This is a genomic window from Moraxella sp. CTOTU48268 (assembly GCF_032069585.1).
GTDB lineage: Bacteria > Pseudomonadota > Gammaproteobacteria > Pseudomonadales > Moraxellaceae > Faucicola > Faucicola cinerea.
The window spans coordinates 1-17093 of record NZ_DAMALV010000017.1 but is presented as its reverse complement, the minus strand read 5'-3'; the positions used below and the strand labels follow the sequence as shown (position 1 = coordinate 17093).

The window sequence follows — 17093 nt, the reverse complement described above, 5'->3', positions numbered from 1 at the left end:
CATTAACCTTACCTCAGACAGAAGGTTGTTTTATGGTGCATTCTTTATCTACGCTGTATCGTTCATGGGCATTTAAAGTGACCACTTGGCTGATTTTAGCGGCGATTGCAGGCGGCTTGACGGTCATGGTGTGGATTGCCTCTGCGGTAAAGCCTGCCAAAAGTGCGGTGAAAGCGGCGAGCAATGCCAATCAAAATCAAGATCCCACCGCGCTACTATTGGCAAAACCACCTGAAGAGCTCAATAAAGAAGTGAGACCCATCAAATTTGATGCGGTCATTCGTGATATGCGCAACTATCCCAAAGAATTTAAGGATAGTCGCTTTATCAAGGCCAATAATGGTAAATGGACAGTTCAAGTCATGAACGTGGTGGAGCACGAAGTGGTCACCGATTACCTAAATAGCCGTGACGATCGTGATAAATTTAATTATTTTCGTATCGTCGATGCCCATAACCAAAAACGCTTTGTTGTCACCTATGGCGTATTTAACTCAGTACAAGAAGCGGTTGGCGCGGCTAAAGTAGTGAATTTTAATTTACCAAAAGAGGTCAAAGCATTTCCTGAAGAATTTAAAATGTATGCCCCACAAATGGATGAGTATGAAGTCGCGCCGCCCCTTCGTGATGTCGGTAAGACAGCTGCGCGGGAAGTCAAACTAAACGCCACACCAAAATTATTGCCTGCGCCAAAAGCCAAAGTTGAACGACAACCACAAGCTGCGACCCCCACAGCAGCAGAACCCAAACGCGTAGCACCAAAAACCAGCATTGAAAAGTCAGTCAATCCGCAAGAGACCCTTTCTATCCAAGAAGGTAAAGTGATTGCTGAAAGCAACAGTAACGACTCAAATACCACCCGTTTAGAACCAAAAGTTATCAATAGCAAGAATGATAATGCTGATGTTAAACCCAAACAAACCCATAGCAAGCCGGCTGAAGAAAAGCCAAAATCCAAAGATGCCTCAAAGGATAGCATGGGCGAGTTAATCAAGCAGAAGTCCCAAGCTAACTAGTGAGGTTAGACGGGTTGGTTAGTTTTGGAATTCAAATAACAGTGGATTTTTTTACCCTTTTTCGTTAATATAACGAAGGGTATCATTTTGATTTCTTATGGTATATATAGATAACGAACATGACGGTTATCTATTCCAATCTTTTATGATTCAATAGCAAACATTGCACATATTTATAGTATGCCCATTTCTTTGCTACCAGCTTGTTAAGGGAACACGCTTATGTCTTCAAATCAGTATTCAGATCAGCATAATCTTTACCAACCCGATGTGTTCAAAGACAACTGTGGGTTTGGTTTGATTGCGCATACCCATGGTGAAGCTAGTCATGACTTAGTGCAAACAGCGATTCATAGTTTAAGCTGTATGACCCACCGCGGTGGCGTGGCAGCCGATGGTAAGACAGGCGATGGTTGTGGTCTATTGATTGCGACGCCCAAGGTATTCTTTAAAAAAATCGCATCAGACAACGGCTTTACTCTAAACGAAATTTTTGCCGTCGGTACGGTATTTGTTAACCTTGATAAAGCATTAGCACAGCATAGCCAAGATACACTAAGCCAAGCGATTGAAGCACAAGGTTTGCTAGTCGCTGGCTGGCGTGATGTGCCGGTTGATTTAAGTATCGTCGGTGACATTGCCCGTGAATCACTCCCAGGCTTTAAACAAATTTTAGTTAATTGCCCAATCAATATGGACGAGGCAACCTTTAACCGTAAATTATTCGTTGCACGCCGCAAAGCAGAAATCGAACTGAAAGATGACCCATTATTTTATGTGACGTCATTGACCTCACAAGTGGTTATCTATAAAGGCTTGGTCATGCCTGCCGATTTACCCGCGTTCTTCTTGGATTTACAAGACGAACGTTTGGCGTCACACATTGTGGTATTCCACCAACGTTTCTCAACCAATACCCTGCCAAGATGGCCACTAGCCCAGCCTTTTCGCTATCTTGCCCACAATGGTGAATTAAACACGATTGATGGTAACCGTGACTGGGCGGTCGCTCGTACGCCAAAATTTGTCACCGATTTGATTCCAGAGCTGCAACAATTACAGCCACTCGTCAACCGTGTGGGCTCTGACTCATCAAGCTTAGACAATATGCTTGAGGTACTGGTGTCAGGGGGTATGGATTTATTCCGTGCGCTTTCTATCCTTGTGCCGCCAGCATGGCAAAATGTTGACACGATGGACATGGATTTACGCGCGTTTTATGAGTTTTATTCGCAGCACATGGAAGCGTGGGATGGCCCAGCCGGTCTAGTCATCCAAGATGGTCGCTATGCGGTTTGTATGCTAGACCGCAATGGTTTACGTCCATCACGGTGGGTGACTACCAAAAATGGCTATATTACCGTGGCTTCAGAAATCGGTACTTGGGATTATCAGCCTGAAGACGTGATTGCTAAAGGTCGTGTCGGACCCGGTCAAATGCTAGTGATTGACACCGAAACTGGTAACATCATGGACACCAAAGCAGTGGGTCGCCAGCTGAAAAAAGCCCACCCATATCGGCTATGGTTACGGGAAAATGCGGTACGTCTACGGGATGATGAACAGCTAGAAGAAAAAGCTTACGAGCAACGTGAAACAGGCGAGAATCTATTAGCGCTGCAAAAAATGTTTCATATCACCAATGAAGAACGCACAGAAATCATTCGTCCTTCAGCCGAAAACGGTCAAGAAGCCGTTGGTTCAATGGGCGATGACACTCCGATGGCGGTACTGTCAAAACAAGTTCGTCACGTGGCTGATTTCTTCCGTCAACAATTTGCCCAGGTTACCAATCCACCAATCGATCCTCTGCGCGAAGCGATTGTGATGTCATTGGAAACTTGTTTGGGTAGCGAAAAAAATATTTTTGAACCCACGCCAGACCATGCCAACCGTATCGTGTTGTCATCGCCTGTGTTGTCATCGAGCAAAATGATGCAACTACGCAGCGTCACAAAACCAGGTTTTGAAATTGAAACCATTGATTTAAATTATGATGAATCAATGGCGTTAGACGATGCCATCAAACATATCTGTGAGCAAGCTGCCCAAGCGGTACGTGCAGGTAAAGTACTGATTGTATTATCTGACCGCAATATTGAAAAAGGTAAAGTACCTGCCAATGCCATTATGGTGACAGGTGCGGTGCATCATCACTTGATTAATGTGGGTTTACGCGCAGATGCCAACTTAATCATCGAAACAGGTTTGGTACGTGATTCGCACCAATTAGCGGTCTTGTTAGGGTTTGGTGCTACCGCGGTTTATCCCTACTTGGCTTACAATGTGATTGCAGACTTGGTCGACAAAGGCGACTTGCTTGGTGATCCGCTTTACGCCAAAAATAACTTCCGCAAAAGCTTGGATAAAGGCTTATTAAAAATCCTATCAAAAATGGGTATTTCTACCGTTTCTTCTTACCGCGGCGCGCAATTGTTTGAAGCCGTGGGTTTATCAGAAGAAGTGGTTGAGCTTTGCTTTACTGGGGTTGAAAGCCGTATCTCAGGTGCTACGTTTGAAGATTTGGCGATCGACCAACAAATCTTGGCAAAAAATGCCTTTACCAAACGTGTACCGCTTGACCAAGGCGGCTTGTTAAAATTCGTCTTTAATAAAGAATACCACGCCTTCAACCCCGATGTGATTCAAGCGCTACATAAAGCGGTACGCACGGGCGACTACGATAACTACAAAGAATATGCGTCGATTGTCAACAGCCGTCCTGTAGCGACGTTACGTGATTTGTTGCAGTTAGATACCAGTAAATCCATCAGTGTTGATGACGTTGAGCCTATTGAACAAATCCTAAAACGCTTTGACTCAGCAGGTATGTCATTAGGCGCCTTGTCACCAGAGGCACACGAGGCGATTGCAACCGCGATGAACACCATTGGCGGACGTTCAAACTCGGGTGAGGGCGGTGAAGATCCCACGCGTTATGGCACGATTCGTAACTCAAAAATCAAACAAGTCGCCTCAGGTCGTTTCGGGGTCACACCGGCTTACTTGCGTTCTGCCGAAGTCATGCAGATTAAAATCGCGCAGGGGGCAAAACCCGGTGAAGGCGGTCAGTTACCCGGTGGTAAAGTAAATAGCTTAATTGCGCGTTTGCGTTACTCAGTGCCAGGTGTGACCTTGATTTCACCACCGCCACATCATGATATTTATTCGATTGAAGACTTGGCGCAGCTAATTTTTGACTTAAAACAAGTCAATCCAAACGCGCTTGTGTCAGTCAAATTGGTGTCGCGCCCAGGCGTAGGTACCATTGCAACGGGTGTGGCAAAAGCGTATGCCGACTTGATTACCATTTCAGGGTATGATGGTGGTACCGCAGCGTCTCCTTTGTCATCAATTCACTATGCAGGTTCGCCTTGGGAATTGGGCTTATCTGAAGCGCACCAATCGCTTCGTGTCAACGGGTTACGTCATAAAGTACGCGTGCAAACAGATGGTGGTTTAAAAACGGGTTTAGACGTAGTAAAAGCAGCAATACTGGGAGCGGAAAGCTTTGGTTTTGGTACCACGCCGATGATTGCGGTGGGCTGTAAATACCTGCGTATCTGTCACCTAAACAACTGCCCAACGGGTGTGGCAACGCAAAAATCAGAACTGCGCGATGAGCATTTCATCGGTGAAGCCGAAATGCTGATTAATTTCTTTAGATTTGTGGCACAAGAAACCCGTGAATGGTTGGCGGCATTGGGCGTGCGTTCAATGGAAGAGCTTGTGGGTCGCACCGACTTACTATCAGTCATGTCAGGCACCACCAACAAGCAACAACACCTAAACTTAGCGCCTTTATTATTTACCCATAGCAAAGGCGATGGCAGACCACAAACCTGCCAAGTTGAGCGCAATGAGCCATTTGACAAAGGCTTGCTCGCTGAGCAAATGGTTATCGATATGATGGATACCATCAAATCAGCCAAAGGCGGTGACTTTAGCTATCGTATTGGCAACTGTGACCGTTCTATCGGTGCGCGTATCTCAGGGGAGATTGCTGCGCTGCATGGCAATAATGGTATGGCAAGCGCGCCAATTAACTTACACTTAACCGGCACTGCGGGTCAAAGTTTAGGTGTGTGGAATGCAGGCGGCTTAAACATTAAGCTTGAAGGGGATGCCAACGACTACGTAGGTAAAGGCATGGCAGGGGGTGAAATCGTGATTTACCCACCAAAAGGTTCGACTTTTGCTAGCCAGCAAACTGCTATCATCGGTAACACCTGCTTGTATGGTGCCACAAGCGGTCATCTGTATGCGGCAGGTACTGCAGGTGAACGTTTTGCGGTTCGTAATTCAGGTTGTTTTGCGGTGGTTGAAGGTACCGGCGACCACTGCTGTGAATACATGACAGGTGGTGTGGTGACGGTTTTGGGTAAAACAGGGCTAAACTTCGGTGCTGGTATGACAGGCGGTTTTGCTTATGTGCTTGACTTAGATGGCGATTTCTTTGACCGTTGTAACCATGAGCTTATCGATATGCATCGTATCTCAAGTGAGCAAACAGAGAATCACCGTATCAACTTGATGTCGATTATCAAAACACACGTGGCAAAAACAGGTAGCCAATGGGGTCAAACCATCCTTGACGACTTTGAGCATTATGTTCGTAAGTTCTATTTGGTCAAACCAAAAGCCGCGAACATTACTTCGCTACTAAAAACGACCATGGCAGACCCACAATAAGCGATTGTGTAGCATAATTTGATGATATTGGATTGCTAAAGGTAGCGCGTGACAAGCGCTCTACCTTTAACTTAAATTTTAAAAGTTCGCTGTCAAGCAGGTCGGTATACAGTGAATCGCTGGATACCACTCACTTAGGAGCATTGCTTTAGGAGCATTGGGGCATGGCAAAACGATTACACAACGATTTTCAGTTTTTAGACGTCGCACGTGTCGACCCTTCAAAAAAAGACATTAATACCCGTACTCACGAGTTTGTTGAGATTTACTATCCATTTGAGCAAGACAAGGTGACTGACCAAGCGCACCGCTGTCTTGAATGTGGTAACCCTTACTGTGAATGGAAATGTCCCGTTCATAACTACATTCCAAACTGGTTAAAACTGGCTACCGAAGGTCATATTTTCCAAGCGGCAGATTTATGCCACCAAACCAACACGTTGCCAGAAGTCTGTGGGCGAGTATGCCCTCAAGACCGTCTGTGTGAAGGGGCTTGTACCCTTAATGACGGCTTTGGGGCGGTCACCATTGGGAATGTGGAAAAATACATCACCGATACTGCGTTTGCGCTAGGCTGGCGTCCAGATATGAGCGGTGTGACTTGGACGGATAAAAAGGTCGCGGTGATTGGCGCAGGTCCTGCGGGTCTTGGCTGTGCTGACATATTAGTACGTAATGGCGTCAAACCTGTGGTATTTGACAAACGCCCTGAAATTGGTGGACTACTGACCTTTGGTATTCCAGAATTTAAAATGGAAAAAAATGTCATGCGTCGTCGCCGCGAAGTCTTCGAAAGCATGGGCATTGAATTTCGTTTAAATACCGAGATCGGTAGAGATGTCACCATTGATGAGTTACTCTCTGAGTATGACGCGGTGTTTATGGGTATGGGTACCTATACCTATATGCGTGGCGGTTATGCCGGTGAAGAGTTATCTGGCGTGTATGATGCGCTTGATTTTTTAATCGCAAACGTCAACCGCTGCCAAGGTTGGGAAACGAACCCACAAGAGTACATCGACTTACAAGGTAAAAAAGTGGTCGTCCTTGGCGGTGGTGATACCGCGATGGACTGTAACCGTACCAGTATCCGCCAAGGTGCAACTTCTGTAACTTGTGCCTACCGCCGTGATGAAGAGAATATGCCAGGCTCACGCCGTGAAGTGCGTAACGCGCGTGAAGAAGGCGTACAGTTTTTATTTAACCGTCAGCCGATTGAAATTATCGGTTTAAACGGTAAAGTAACCGGCGTTAAAGTAGTGACCACTAAACTTGGCGAACCTGATAACCGTGGTCGCCGTAGCCCAGAGCCTATTCCTAATTCAGAAGAAATCTTGCCAGCCGATGCGGTGATTATGGCATTTGGTTTCCGTACTAGCCCTGCTGATTGGTTTACCACCCAAGGCATTGAGATGGATAATAGCGGACGGGTGATTGCGCCTGAATTACAAACCTATAAGTACCAAACTAAGAATCCAAAAATCTTCGCAGGTGGCGATATGGTACGTGGTTCAGACTTGGTGGTAACCGCGATTTGGGAAGGTCGTGAGGCCGCTAAAGGTATCCTAGATTACCTAGATGTTTAAGCGTGAACCTTCTTTAGCTAAGAATTGCTGTTAATTACGCCAAAAAAACCCAATATTGATTGGGTTTTTTTACAGGTAAATTTCGGTGCGTTTTTGTCCACTTTGGGCTATTATGTCGCATAAATTCATCATACTACTAGGTCAATGACATGCCATTTGCGCAGCATTTTCGTCCCGCTACTTGGGCAATATTACGATGTCAACATGCCAATCTTTATCAAATCGATGAGCAGCTGTTTCGTAGTGAGCAGCTGACGCCCGATGATATCGGTATTATCCAGCACTACGGCATCAATACCATTATCAATTTACGATTTTTTGATCGCGATGATAACGAAGAAAATTTAGCCAACTTACCGCTAACCTTTATCAATCACCCATTGATGACTTGGGCGATCAAGCCGCAGCAACTTGCTGAAATTTTGTATGATATTTTGTGGCACCAAGCTTGTGGTGACAAGGTGCTCGTGCATTGTTATCATGGCTCAGATCGCACGGGTATTACCGTTGCTATGTATCGCATTTTGGTACAAAACTGGACGATTGAACATGCCAAAATAGAAATGCAGGACGGCGGGTATGGCTTTCACTGGATTTGGATTAATATCAGCAATTTATTGACCGAGAAAAAAGTGCAAGAAGTGCAACACGCTTTGTTAGCGCTACAACGCCAAAAGCCTATTATTAGCCAACCTTAAAACTCATCAAGCGACATTAACTCTGGATAGCCTGTGAATATCAAACGACTGTTAGGTGAAACCATTATCTATGGTATCGGTGCGATTTTACCCCGTGTCATTACCTTTTTACTCAATCCGTTGTATATCAATTACATCGATAAAGAAGCCTTTGCTATCTTTACCAGCCTATATGCCTGGATTGCTTTTATCAATATTGTGCTCACTTTTGGTTTTGAAACATCTTATTTTCGCTTTTCAGGAGAAGATAAAACAGGCGCCGCCGAAAAAAATGTGTTTAGCACGGCGTTTTGGTTTATTGCCATGTTGGCAGGCGGTTTTTTGGTCATGGTGTTGCTATTTAGCAATCCGTTATCAATTCTGATGGATTATGGCAGTCATCCTGAATTTTTGCGCTGGTTTGCTTGGATTGCGTTTTTTGATGCGATTTGTACCATTCCGTTTGCTTGGCTACGTTATCACAACCAGCCTGTGAAATATTCGGTGGTGCGGGTAGTGTCGATTTTGATACAAACTGTGGTGGTTATTGCGCTATTTCGCTTTGTGCCTATTGAGGCTGCCAAAAGTTTCGGTTTGACCGAGCAAGTGGCGTATCCGTTTTTTGCCAATTTAGTTGCCAGTCTCGCTACTTTTATGATGCTGTTTCCGATTATCAAAAAAGTACGCTTACATTTTGATAAAGCCTTGTTCAAACGTATGATTCGTTATTCTTATCCGGTCATGCTGGCAGGGTTGGCATTTATGGTGAATGAAAACTTCGATAAAATCATTCAATATTATATGATTGATAAAGGCGATGCGGGGGCATACGGTGGCTGCTACAAATTGGCGGTGTTAATGACTTTGTTTGTGACCGCGTATCGGATGGGGATTGAGCCGTTTTTATTCAAACAAATGCACCATGCCAATGCCAAACATACTTATGCCATGATGACAGAGTACTTTGCTTTATTTGCATCGGTGGTGGCGCTTGGAATTATTGCCAATATTTCATGGCTCAAACGGTTATTTATCACCGATCCCAGTTATTGGACAGCGATTAATATCGTGCCGATTATCGTCATTGCGAACCTATGTTTTGGGATTTATTACAACCTATCAACTTGGTATAAGGTAACTGACCGTACTGGGATTGGCTCAGCCATCTCGTGGTTTGGGGCGGGACTGACTATTTTGCTACATATGCTGTTTTTAAAGCAGTATGGCTTTATGGTGTCGGCGTGGGTGACGCTTTTTGTTTATTTCCTCATGATGATAGTATCGTACGCACTTGGACAGCATTTTTATCCGATACCTTACCAAACCAAAAAAATCGTTTTCTTTTTGGGTACGCTGATGCTGTTTAGCGTGATAATCGTCAGTGCTTTTCAAATGAATTTTTGGTTATCCAATACCTTATTACTGGTCTATATTGGCTTAATCGGCTATAGCGAGCGCGCGTTGTTAAAACGTTTGGTAAAAGCAAAAGCGTCATGATTGAGCCTTAATAAGATTTTAATGGGTCTCAGTATTTAATTTAGCCAAATTACCCTTATATCATTTACTAGTCGCAATTGATTCACCTTGCGCAAAAAAGTTTGCTATAGTAACAGCAGGAGAATCAATGAATTGCTACTTACCTGTGATAGACATGGGTAAATCATCTCATGAGAAGGAGTTTTTCATGCAACAATCAAGTACGCCACAAGCAACTACCCAGCTAGCCAATCCTCTATTAGCGAATAATGAGCAATTGGTAGCAGTGTCTGCCAAAGATATTGTCAAACAACATCTCGATAAGCTCGGTATACCCCAAGATATTCAGATTGACGATGCCGAATTTGCAGAAAAAAAACAGCGCATTGCTGATTTGTTACAACAGCATAATGCCACGTTGATTGCTCACTATTACACTGACCCAAAAATCCAAGCAATTGCCGAAGCCACAGGCGGTATCGTGTCGGATAGTTTAGAGATGGCAAGGTTTGGGCGTGATAGTGATGCCGATGTGCTGATTGTTGCAGGCGTTAAATTCATGGGCGAGACTGCTAAAATTCTAAGCCCCGCAAAAACCGTATTAATGCCAACGCTAGAAGCCACTTGCTCACTAGATTTGGGTTGTCCGATTGAAGACTTTAGCGCGTTTTGTGACCAACACCCTGACCGTACTGTGGTGGTGTATGCCAATACCTCAGCGGCTGTTAAAGCGCGGGCAGATTGGGTGGTGACATCGAGTATCGCGGTTGAGCTCATTGACCATCTAGACAGCCAAGGTGAAAAAATCATTTGGGCACCTGACCAGCATTTGGGACGTTATATTCAGCAAAAAGTGGGCGCAGATATGCTACTGTGGGATGGTGCTTGTATCGTGCATGAAGAGTTCCGTAGCCGTAGCCTAAAAACCATGAAAGAGATGTACCCCGATGCGGCGGTGCTAGTGCACCCAGAATCACCGATTGAGATGACCCAAATGGCAGATGCCGTGGGTAGCACCAGTCAGCTGATTAAAGCGGCGCAAACCCTACCGCACAAGATGTTCATCGTCGCCACGGATCGCGGTATTTTTTATAAAATGCAGCAAGCGGCGCCAGATAAGGTGTTTATCGAAGCGCCGACGCGTGGCGAAGGTGCAACCTGTCGTTCATGTGCGCACTGCCCGTGGATGGCGATGAATGATTTAGACCAAATCATCCATGCACTGGAGAAAGTAGGCACGCCTGACGCCGTACCGCATGAGATTTTTGTTGATGCGCAGCTAATCGAACAAGCTAAAAAACCCCTAGATCGAATGCTCGCGTTTGGCGCCACACTCAAAAGATAGGCATTAACAATCATAACCTGTTTTTAAAATATTGAAAAAAGTCGTTGACAGCCTAACTAACTTGCTTTAATATACGCACCACTTAGCGATGATAGCCTTTAAGCTCACTATTGCTAAGATATTGAAGTAACAATTAAAGCCTAGTTAGGCAATCGGAGTGTAGCACAGCTTGGTAGTGCACCTGGTTTGGGACCAGGGGGTCGAAGGTTCGAATCCTTTCACTCCGACCATTCATTCTTTAAACTTACCCAAGTTGAAAAGATGAATCAAGAGCCGAGCAGGCTTTTTTTATGCGCCTGTAGCTCAGTTGGATAGAGCACCCGCCTTCTAAGTGGGTGGTCACAGGTTCGAATCCTGTCAGGCGCGCATTTTGCTAGTCTGTAAAACCTACCTTATGGCGGATGTAGCTCAGTTGGTAGAGCCCCGGGTTGTGATCTCGGTTGTCGTGGGTTCGAGTCCCATCATTCGCCCCATATTCTAAAAAAGTCCTTAATTAATTAAATTAAGGGCTTTTTTTATGTCAGTTTAATTTTCATTATTTGCAAATTTGTTATCAAAACCCAACGGTTTTGCCACATCTTTTTATGGTGAACCATTATCTATTTTATATACTAGGGTTATTATCATAATATTCCAGTCTCAAGCGCTAGAATTGACTATTCACAACTCATAGAATGAAACGGAGTCAGATAATGAATATTACCCAAAGCAAATCTCTGTGTCATCAATTTGCTATCACTAGTTGTGCTGTCAGTGCTTTATGTTTTGTAAATCCAGTTCAAGCCGCTACAACGCTGCCAAAATCCCCTTGGCAATCGCATGCATCACTCAAAAGTAGCCAAGTTAGCCCAATTTACCACCAGCAATGGCGACAATCCGATTATAAATATTGCCCAATTTTAGCCATTGCTAATCATTCATCAGTGAATATCAAAACTGCGCAATCACGCGCTGCCAATTTTTCAGGTGGCTTTGCGGTGGCGTATGATTTAAAGAACTATAAAGGCAGGCCTTTGCGCAGTGCTTATGGCGTAGCCAATGCCGGTACGACGTCTAAGCGTGACTTGTATCAGGGCTGGGCATATCGTAAAAACTATGCCGATGGCAGTTATGTGACGCTTGGGCGAGAGGGCAATAACCCACAGGGTAAAATGCTGGCTTACCTCGTGCTTGACAATGGCTGTTTTTATAACATCTGGAGTCAGTTAAGTAGTGAGCATCTGCAAAAAATGATAGGTCAACTACGCTATGTCAATTGATGAATCAAAATATAGCTAAAAAAATAGCTATGAAAAAGTAGCCATAAAAAAAGCAACGTTGCCGCGTTGCTTTTTTTTGAAAGGTACTTTTTTTCGAATTTGTTTTTTTAAAGTTGCTCGTTTCAAATTTTCTTGTTTTAAGCAAATTCATGCAAAGAAATTTTCTAGCACTTTACGCTGACTGCTTTGCCAATGTGACCAGTCTTTGGCAGAGTCGGCCAGTGAGCCCCGCCAGCCTTTAATATTACCTTTCATGGTAGATAACCGATGCTGGCTGGCGGTATTGAGTAGTGTCGGCTCTTTTTGCAAACGCTCAAGCGCAACTAAGGCAGCAGGGCGGTCATTACACAATAATCCCATATCGCAGCCTGCCGTTAAGGCAGCCGCAATACGGTCACCTGCATCACCTGCAACATGTGCCGCTTTCATCGATAGGTCATCGGAGAACAATACCCCATTAAATCCTAGTTTGCCACGAATAATCTGTTGTAGCCAAATCGATGAAAACCCCGCAGGTTTGTTATCAACTGTGCTAAATACCACATGAGCGGGCATGAGCGCATCTAGTAGCGGCTTATTGCGAATAAATGGCTGCATATCGTATTGGCGAATCTCATCATAACTGCGCTCATCGGTGGCATCATCCACATGAGAATCCGGGGCAACTGAGCCATGACCAGGAAAATGCTTGCCCGTGGTTGCCATGCCGGCAAGCTTCATGCCACGCATGAATTCAGCAGATAAGGCGGTGATTGCGATGGGATGTACGTGAAACGCGCGATCACCAATCACGCGGCTCACCCCATTGATATCAAGTACAGGCGCAAAACTAAAATCAATCCCAACCGATAGGACTTCGCTTGCCATCAAATAGCCCGCGCAATAAGCAAGATCAAGCGCAGTGATAGGGTCATGCTCAAACCTTTCACCGAGTTTACCCATCGCAGGTAGCGGCGAAAAACCGGCGCGTAAGCGTGCGACACGTCCACCTTCTTGGTCAACCGCAATTAAAATATTGGGTTTGATGGCACGCATACTATCGGTCAGTTCGCGTATTTGCTCAGGGCTTTCTACATTGCGCCCAAACAAAATCACGCCGCCAACTTCAGGTTGGCGTAGCAGTGCTTCATCTGCTGGGCTAAGCGCTGTGCCTTCAATATCGAGCATGAGTTGACCGACTGCTTGCATGCGGTAATCCTTCTGGGTATTGCTTGCCGCCAACTGTTAGGTAAACTTAGTTTTAGGCAGAAAAATTTTGAAAAAACATAGCATACGCTTTTTTTGATAAAAATGCGACTAGCTTACTGGCGATTATTACTGACGGTTGAGCCGTGACGGTGGCGGCAACAAACTGATATCACTCACCCGACAAGGATTGATATCAATGCCGCCGCGGCGTGTGTACCATGCGCGTACCATGAGCGTTTTTGGCGCAAAAGCTTGGGTTAAATCACTAAAAATCTGCTCAACGCATTGTTCATGAAAGCCATTATGCTGACGAAAGCTCAAAATATACTCAAGCAGTCCTGCTCGATCAATCGGTTGGCTATCTATCTGAATCTCCAGTGTTCCCCAATCTGGCTGATTGGTGACAGGGCAGTTTGAGCGCAGTAGATGCGAGTGCAAGATTTGTAACTGGCTATTAGAGGCGCCGTGATTGGCAACGGTCAAGCTTGAAGGATCGACATCACTGACAATGGCGATTTTTTTATCGCTACTATCCAACGCGTTATCAATGCAATCACCCTGTGGCGCGCTGATGGGTAAGCTATTTGCGATGTTCACCCCAAAAATCTCAATCGTCACATCGGTTTTTAGACAAGCCGATAAGTCTTTTTCCACCGTTGCTTTAACGGCTTGTTGATTGTCAAATTCAGTGAAATTTAGGCTATTAAAATAAAGTTTGAGCGATTTTGATTCGACAATGTAGTCTGATGTGGCAGGGATGGCAAGGCGCGCCATTGCCACCTGTGAAATACCGTGCGAATTCAGCCAAGACATCTCAAAAACCTGCCACCAGTCCATGCCGATACTTAAGGCGTCAGCAGGCAGCGCTAGGTTTGCTCGTCCTAATGCGCGGGGAATAGGGTAGAGCATATCGGGGGCGTAGGTTTTTGGGTAGCTGGTGGATTGACCCAAAATACCGTGAGTTTCAAGTGGTTTCATATTTTTTTAATTTAACTTTTAATTTAACTAAGTTATAAACGAACGCGTGAGCCATCTGCTAAAAGATAATACGCAATGCCATAAAATATCGCGGTAAAAATCCCAATCGCCACCAAAGATGACCATACATTGACATCTGAATGACCCAAAATACCATAGCGAAAAGCATTGACCATATAAACAATGGGGTTTAGTAGCGATATATTTTGCCAAAATCCCGATAAATCTTTAAGTGAATAAAACACACCGCCCAAATATGTCAAGGGTGTCAACACAAAACTGGGTACGATGGAAATATCATCAAACGAGCGCGCAAATACCGCATTAATCATACCGCCCAACGAAAATAATGCCGAGGTCATCACCACAGTAAAAATCGTGACAAACGCATGCACCAGTGATAACTGAGTAAAAAACAACGCAAGTACCGTCACAATCGCGCCAATGGTCAACCCCCGAAACAAACCGCCCGCGATAAAACCCAGTAAAATGGTATGTTTAGAAATCGGACTGACCAGCATCTCTTCGATATTACCATGAAACTTGGTGGCAAAAAAACTCGATACCACATTGGAGTAGCTATTGGTAATCACCGACATCATAATCAAGCCAGGCACGATAAACTGCATGTAGGAAACACCGCCCATATCGCCAACCCGAGCGCCAATCATTTTACCAAAGATGATAAAATACAAACTCATGGTGATGGCAGGAGGCAACAGCGTCTGTGGCCAAATGCGAAGAATTCGGCGGATTTCTTTGACTAACAAGGTGTTAAATGCAACCAACTGGTGCTGAAAATCCATGTTAATTCTCCAATTTTTCAGTCAAATTATTTTCAACAATCCCCAAAAACAACTCTTCAAGGCGATTGGCTTTGTTACGCATACTCGCTACCTGAATATTTTGAGCATTTAACTGGGCAAATACATCATTTAAACTGTCGCCTTTTTTGAGCGTGACTTCAAGGGTCAACGGGTCTGGCTGCTTGGTTTTTACCACATTGGTTAAAGCAATTGATGACAGATAAGGTTGCGCCAAATCAAACACAAAGCTTTCCACATCAAGGCTGGTAAGCAAACTTTTCATATCGGTATTGATACGAATTTCACCCTGGTCAAGGATAGCAATGTTTTTACACAGCTGCTCAGCTTCTTCTAAATAATGGGTGGTTAAAATAATGGTCGTACCTTCTTCCGTGTTAATTTGCTGCATAAAATCCCACATCGAGCGGCGCAGTTCAATATCCACCCCTGCAGTCGGCTCATCCAAAATCAGCAGTTTGGGACGGTGCATTAAAGCACGCGCAATCATCAAACGGCGTTTCATGCCGCCAGAGAGCATACGCGCTTTGTCGTCGCGTTTTTCCCAAAGCCCCAATGCTTTAAGGAGTTTTTCGGCACGCGGGCGAGATTCCTTGGCGGGTATACCAAAATAGCCCGCTTGGGCAATCAAAATATCTTCGATTTTTTCAAACTGCATAAAGTTAAATTCTTGCGGCACCACGCCTAAAAACTGCTTGGCTTTGGCAGGCTGTTTAAGCAAATCTACCCCAAAAATTTCTACCGAGCCTGAGCTGGGTTTAAATAGCGAGCTGATAATACCAATGGTGGTGGATTTACCCGCACCATTGGGACCGAGTAGGGCAAAAAATCCACCTTGGGGTACAGTCAAATCAATGCCTTTGAGTGCGGCAAAACCATTTGGGTAGGTTTTGGTAAGCTGGGTGATTTTTAGAGCAGGGATGGTAGTGTCAAAGTTTGCCATAGCAATGCAGGTTCTGGTTAAAGGTGAGACCTTAATGGGGATGGGTTGGACAGTTTAAAGATTTGAATGAACTAAGTTAAGTTAAATTATATCAATGATACAATTAAAAAAGCCTATCAGTTGATAGGCTTCATCTGGGCTAAAAATGACTATTTGGCTTGAGACACCATATAATCAACCGCGTTGGTCACTTCTACATCTAGCAAATCAGCGTTACCACCTTTGGCTGGCATGGCGTTAAAGCCTTGTAGCGCGTGTTGGTGAAGGGTAGCGGTACCTTTAGCGATACGGGGACCCCAAGCGCCTTTGTCACCAAATTTTGGTGCACCTAACAGACCTGCTGCGTGACAAGTATGGCAAACACCTTCATAAATCACTTTGCCTTCACGTGGGTTGTTAGGATCCGCGGCGCCCAATGCAGCGGCAATAGTGATATCACACTCTTTACCTTCAAAACAAACTTTACCTTGGGGGGCAATACGTGCGATTAGATTTGGATATAATGCAACCAATTTTGCAACTTGAGGTGGGTCTTCAGGTGCTTTTTCTGCTTCCTTTTTTGCGGAGCGGCAGAGGATGCAGGGGCTGAAGCAGTTGCAGTACTTGAGGCTGTCGCGGTACTTGAAGCGCTAGCGGTAGCTGATGCCGCTGCGGGGGCACTGGCTTTATCCTCAGCTTGGCTGACAGCGATACCCGCAAGACTTAGCATAGTAATCGCTGATAACATCACTACTTTTTTCATTCGTCACGTTCTCTCAAACAGGTGAATTAAATTATCGTAATACTTTTAAAACGGACAATATGAGCCATTAGATTGCTCGATTGTATCCGTTGATGCAATATTGATGCGATAAATGTTACATAGATTTATTTTCCATACTATTATAAGGGGAAATTATCTGAAAAAGCTATGCTTATTTGATATGTGCTATCAACTTTGCCGAGCAGTTTTTGGCAGGAATTTTGATGATTTGCTTATTGCACGAAAAGTTTGCTAAAATAGCCCACTGCTTTTTTTCAATGCCAATAAGCGTTCGTAGCTCAACTGGATAGAGTACAGGTCTCCGAAGCCTGTGGCGTGGGTTCGAGTCCCGCCGAGCGCACCATTT

At 44.7% G+C, this 17093-nt stretch carries 13 protein-coding genes and 4 tRNA genes; 11 read left to right on the top strand and 6 right to left on the bottom strand.

The window, feature by feature from the left end:
- Nucleotides 1–32 precede the first annotated feature (32 nt).
- The 10 genes from RT143_RS07355 (at nucleotide 33) to RT143_RS07310 (ending at nucleotide 12051) form a co-directional block, all read left to right on the top strand.
- Nucleotides 33–1016 carry a hypothetical protein gene (locus RT143_RS07355; protein WP_313092163.1) on the top strand — a complete coding sequence of 328 codons (984 nt, stop codon included), beginning with the start codon at nucleotides 33–35 and terminating at the stop codon, nucleotides 1014–1016.
- A 222-nt stretch (nucleotides 1017–1238) separates the two neighbouring features.
- Complete coding sequence (gene gltB / locus RT143_RS07350; protein WP_313092161.1) at nucleotides 1239–5708, top strand: glutamate synthase large subunit; 4470 nt, start codon at nucleotides 1239–1241, stop codon at nucleotides 5706–5708.
- 164 nt (nucleotides 5709–5872) lie between these two features.
- Complete coding sequence (locus RT143_RS07345; protein ID WP_313092159.1) at nucleotides 5873–7294, top strand: FAD-dependent oxidoreductase; 1422 nt, start codon at nucleotides 5873–5875, stop codon at nucleotides 7292–7294.
- Between the two features lie 149 nt (nucleotides 7295–7443).
- Nucleotides 7444–7992 (top strand): tyrosine-protein phosphatase, encoded by a 549-nt coding sequence (locus RT143_RS07340; protein ID WP_313092158.1) that lies wholly within the window; start codon nucleotides 7444–7446, stop codon nucleotides 7990–7992.
- 33 nt (nucleotides 7993–8025) lie between these two features.
- The gene (locus RT143_RS07335; protein WP_313092156.1) at nucleotides 8026–9468 is read left to right on the top strand and encodes a lipopolysaccharide biosynthesis protein; all 1443 of its coding nucleotides are present in this window, start codon (nucleotides 8026–8028) and stop codon (nucleotides 9466–9468) included.
- 187 nt (nucleotides 9469–9655) lie between these two features.
- Nucleotides 9656–10792 carry a quinolinate synthase NadA gene (nadA, locus tag RT143_RS07330; protein WP_313092154.1) on the top strand — a complete coding sequence of 379 codons (1137 nt, stop codon included), beginning with the start codon at nucleotides 9656–9658 and terminating at the stop codon, nucleotides 10790–10792.
- Nucleotides 10793–10945: 153 nt separating this feature from the next.
- Nucleotides 10946–11022: transfer RNA gene (locus RT143_RS07325), tRNA-Pro, on the top strand.
- A gap of 62 nt (nucleotides 11023–11084) precedes the next feature.
- Nucleotides 11085–11158, top strand: a tRNA-Arg gene (locus RT143_RS07320).
- A gap of 31 nt (nucleotides 11159–11189) precedes the next feature.
- Nucleotides 11190–11265, top strand: a tRNA-His gene (locus tag RT143_RS07315).
- 219 nt (nucleotides 11266–11484) lie between these two features.
- On the top strand, nucleotides 11485–12051 hold the full coding sequence (locus tag RT143_RS07310) for a hypothetical protein (RefSeq protein WP_313092152.1): 567 nt from the start codon (nucleotides 11485–11487) through the stop codon (nucleotides 12049–12051).
- A 147-nt stretch (nucleotides 12052–12198) separates the two neighbouring features.
- Here RT143_RS07310 and nagZ read toward each other — a convergent pair whose 3' ends face one another.
- From nagZ to RT143_RS12310, 6 genes are all read right to left on the bottom strand, one after another.
- The gene (gene nagZ / locus RT143_RS07305; protein WP_313092150.1) at nucleotides 12199–13239 is read right to left on the bottom strand and encodes a beta-N-acetylhexosaminidase; all 1041 of its coding nucleotides are present in this window, start codon (nucleotides 13237–13239) and stop codon (nucleotides 12199–12201) included.
- A gap of 126 nt (nucleotides 13240–13365) precedes the next feature.
- Nucleotides 13366–14217 carry an NADPH-dependent 7-cyano-7-deazaguanine reductase QueF gene (gene queF / locus RT143_RS07300; protein ID WP_313092149.1) on the bottom strand — a complete coding sequence of 284 codons (852 nt, stop codon included), beginning with the start codon at nucleotides 14215–14217 and terminating at the stop codon, nucleotides 13366–13368.
- Between the two features lie 32 nt (nucleotides 14218–14249).
- Nucleotides 14250–15023, bottom strand: a complete 774-nt coding sequence (locus RT143_RS07295) for an ABC transporter permease (RefSeq protein WP_076774539.1) — start codon at nucleotides 15021–15023, stop codon at nucleotides 14250–14252.
- A 1-nt stretch (nucleotide 15024) separates the two neighbouring features.
- Nucleotides 15025–15984: an ABC transporter ATP-binding protein gene (locus tag RT143_RS07290; RefSeq protein ID WP_313092147.1), complete on the bottom strand. Its 960-nt coding sequence runs from the start codon at nucleotides 15982–15984 to the stop codon at nucleotides 15025–15027.
- A gap of 149 nt (nucleotides 15985–16133) precedes the next feature.
- The gene (locus tag RT143_RS12315; protein ID WP_409519701.1) at nucleotides 16134–16496 is read right to left on the bottom strand and encodes a c-type cytochrome; all 363 of its coding nucleotides are present in this window, start codon (nucleotides 16494–16496) and stop codon (nucleotides 16134–16136) included.
- Nucleotides 16472–16726 (bottom strand): hypothetical protein, encoded by a 255-nt coding sequence (locus tag RT143_RS12310; protein ID WP_409519700.1) that lies wholly within the window; start codon nucleotides 16724–16726, stop codon nucleotides 16472–16474. Before RT143_RS12310 ends, RT143_RS12315 begins: the two co-directional genes overlap by 25 nt.
- Before the next feature lie 288 nt (nucleotides 16727–17014).
- On the opposite strand from RT143_RS12310, the gene RT143_RS07280 reads away from it, so the two are divergent.
- Nucleotides 17015–17090, top strand: a tRNA-Arg gene (locus tag RT143_RS07280).
- Nucleotides 17091–17093 lie beyond the last annotated feature (3 nt).

Bases quoted from the DNA above. Each gene is read 5' to 3' on its own strand.
- RT143_RS07310 (WP_313092152.1), top strand. From the start codon at position 11,485: ATGAATATTACCCAAAGCAAATCTCTGTGTCATCAATTTGCTATCACT.
- nagZ (WP_313092150.1), bottom strand. From the start codon at position 13,239: ATGCAAGCAGTCGGTCAACTCATGCTCGATATTGAAGGCACAGCGCTT.
- RT143_RS07340 (WP_313092158.1), top strand. From the start codon at position 7,444: ATGCCATTTGCGCAGCATTTTCGTCCCGCTACTTGGGCAATATTACGA.
- RT143_RS12310 (WP_409519700.1), bottom strand. From the start codon at position 16,726: ATGAAAAAAGTAGTGATGTTATCAGCGATTACTATGCTAAGTCTTGCG.
- queF (WP_313092149.1), bottom strand. From the start codon at position 14,217: ATGAAACCACTTGAAACTCACGGTATTTTGGGTCAATCCACCAGCTAC.
- RT143_RS07345 (WP_313092159.1), top strand. From the start codon at position 5,873: ATGGCAAAACGATTACACAACGATTTTCAGTTTTTAGACGTCGCACGT.
- gltB (WP_313092161.1), top strand. From the start codon at position 1,239: ATGTCTTCAAATCAGTATTCAGATCAGCATAATCTTTACCAACCCGAT.
- nadA (WP_313092154.1), top strand. From the start codon at position 9,656: ATGCAACAATCAAGTACGCCACAAGCAACTACCCAGCTAGCCAATCCT.
- RT143_RS07290 (WP_313092147.1), bottom strand. From the start codon at position 15,984: ATGGCAAACTTTGACACTACCATCCCTGCTCTAAAAATCACCCAGCTT.
- RT143_RS07295 (WP_076774539.1), bottom strand. From the start codon at position 15,023: ATGGATTTTCAGCACCAGTTGGTTGCATTTAACACCTTGTTAGTCAAA.
- RT143_RS07355 (WP_313092163.1), top strand. From the start codon at position 33: ATGGTGCATTCTTTATCTACGCTGTATCGTTCATGGGCATTTAAAGTG.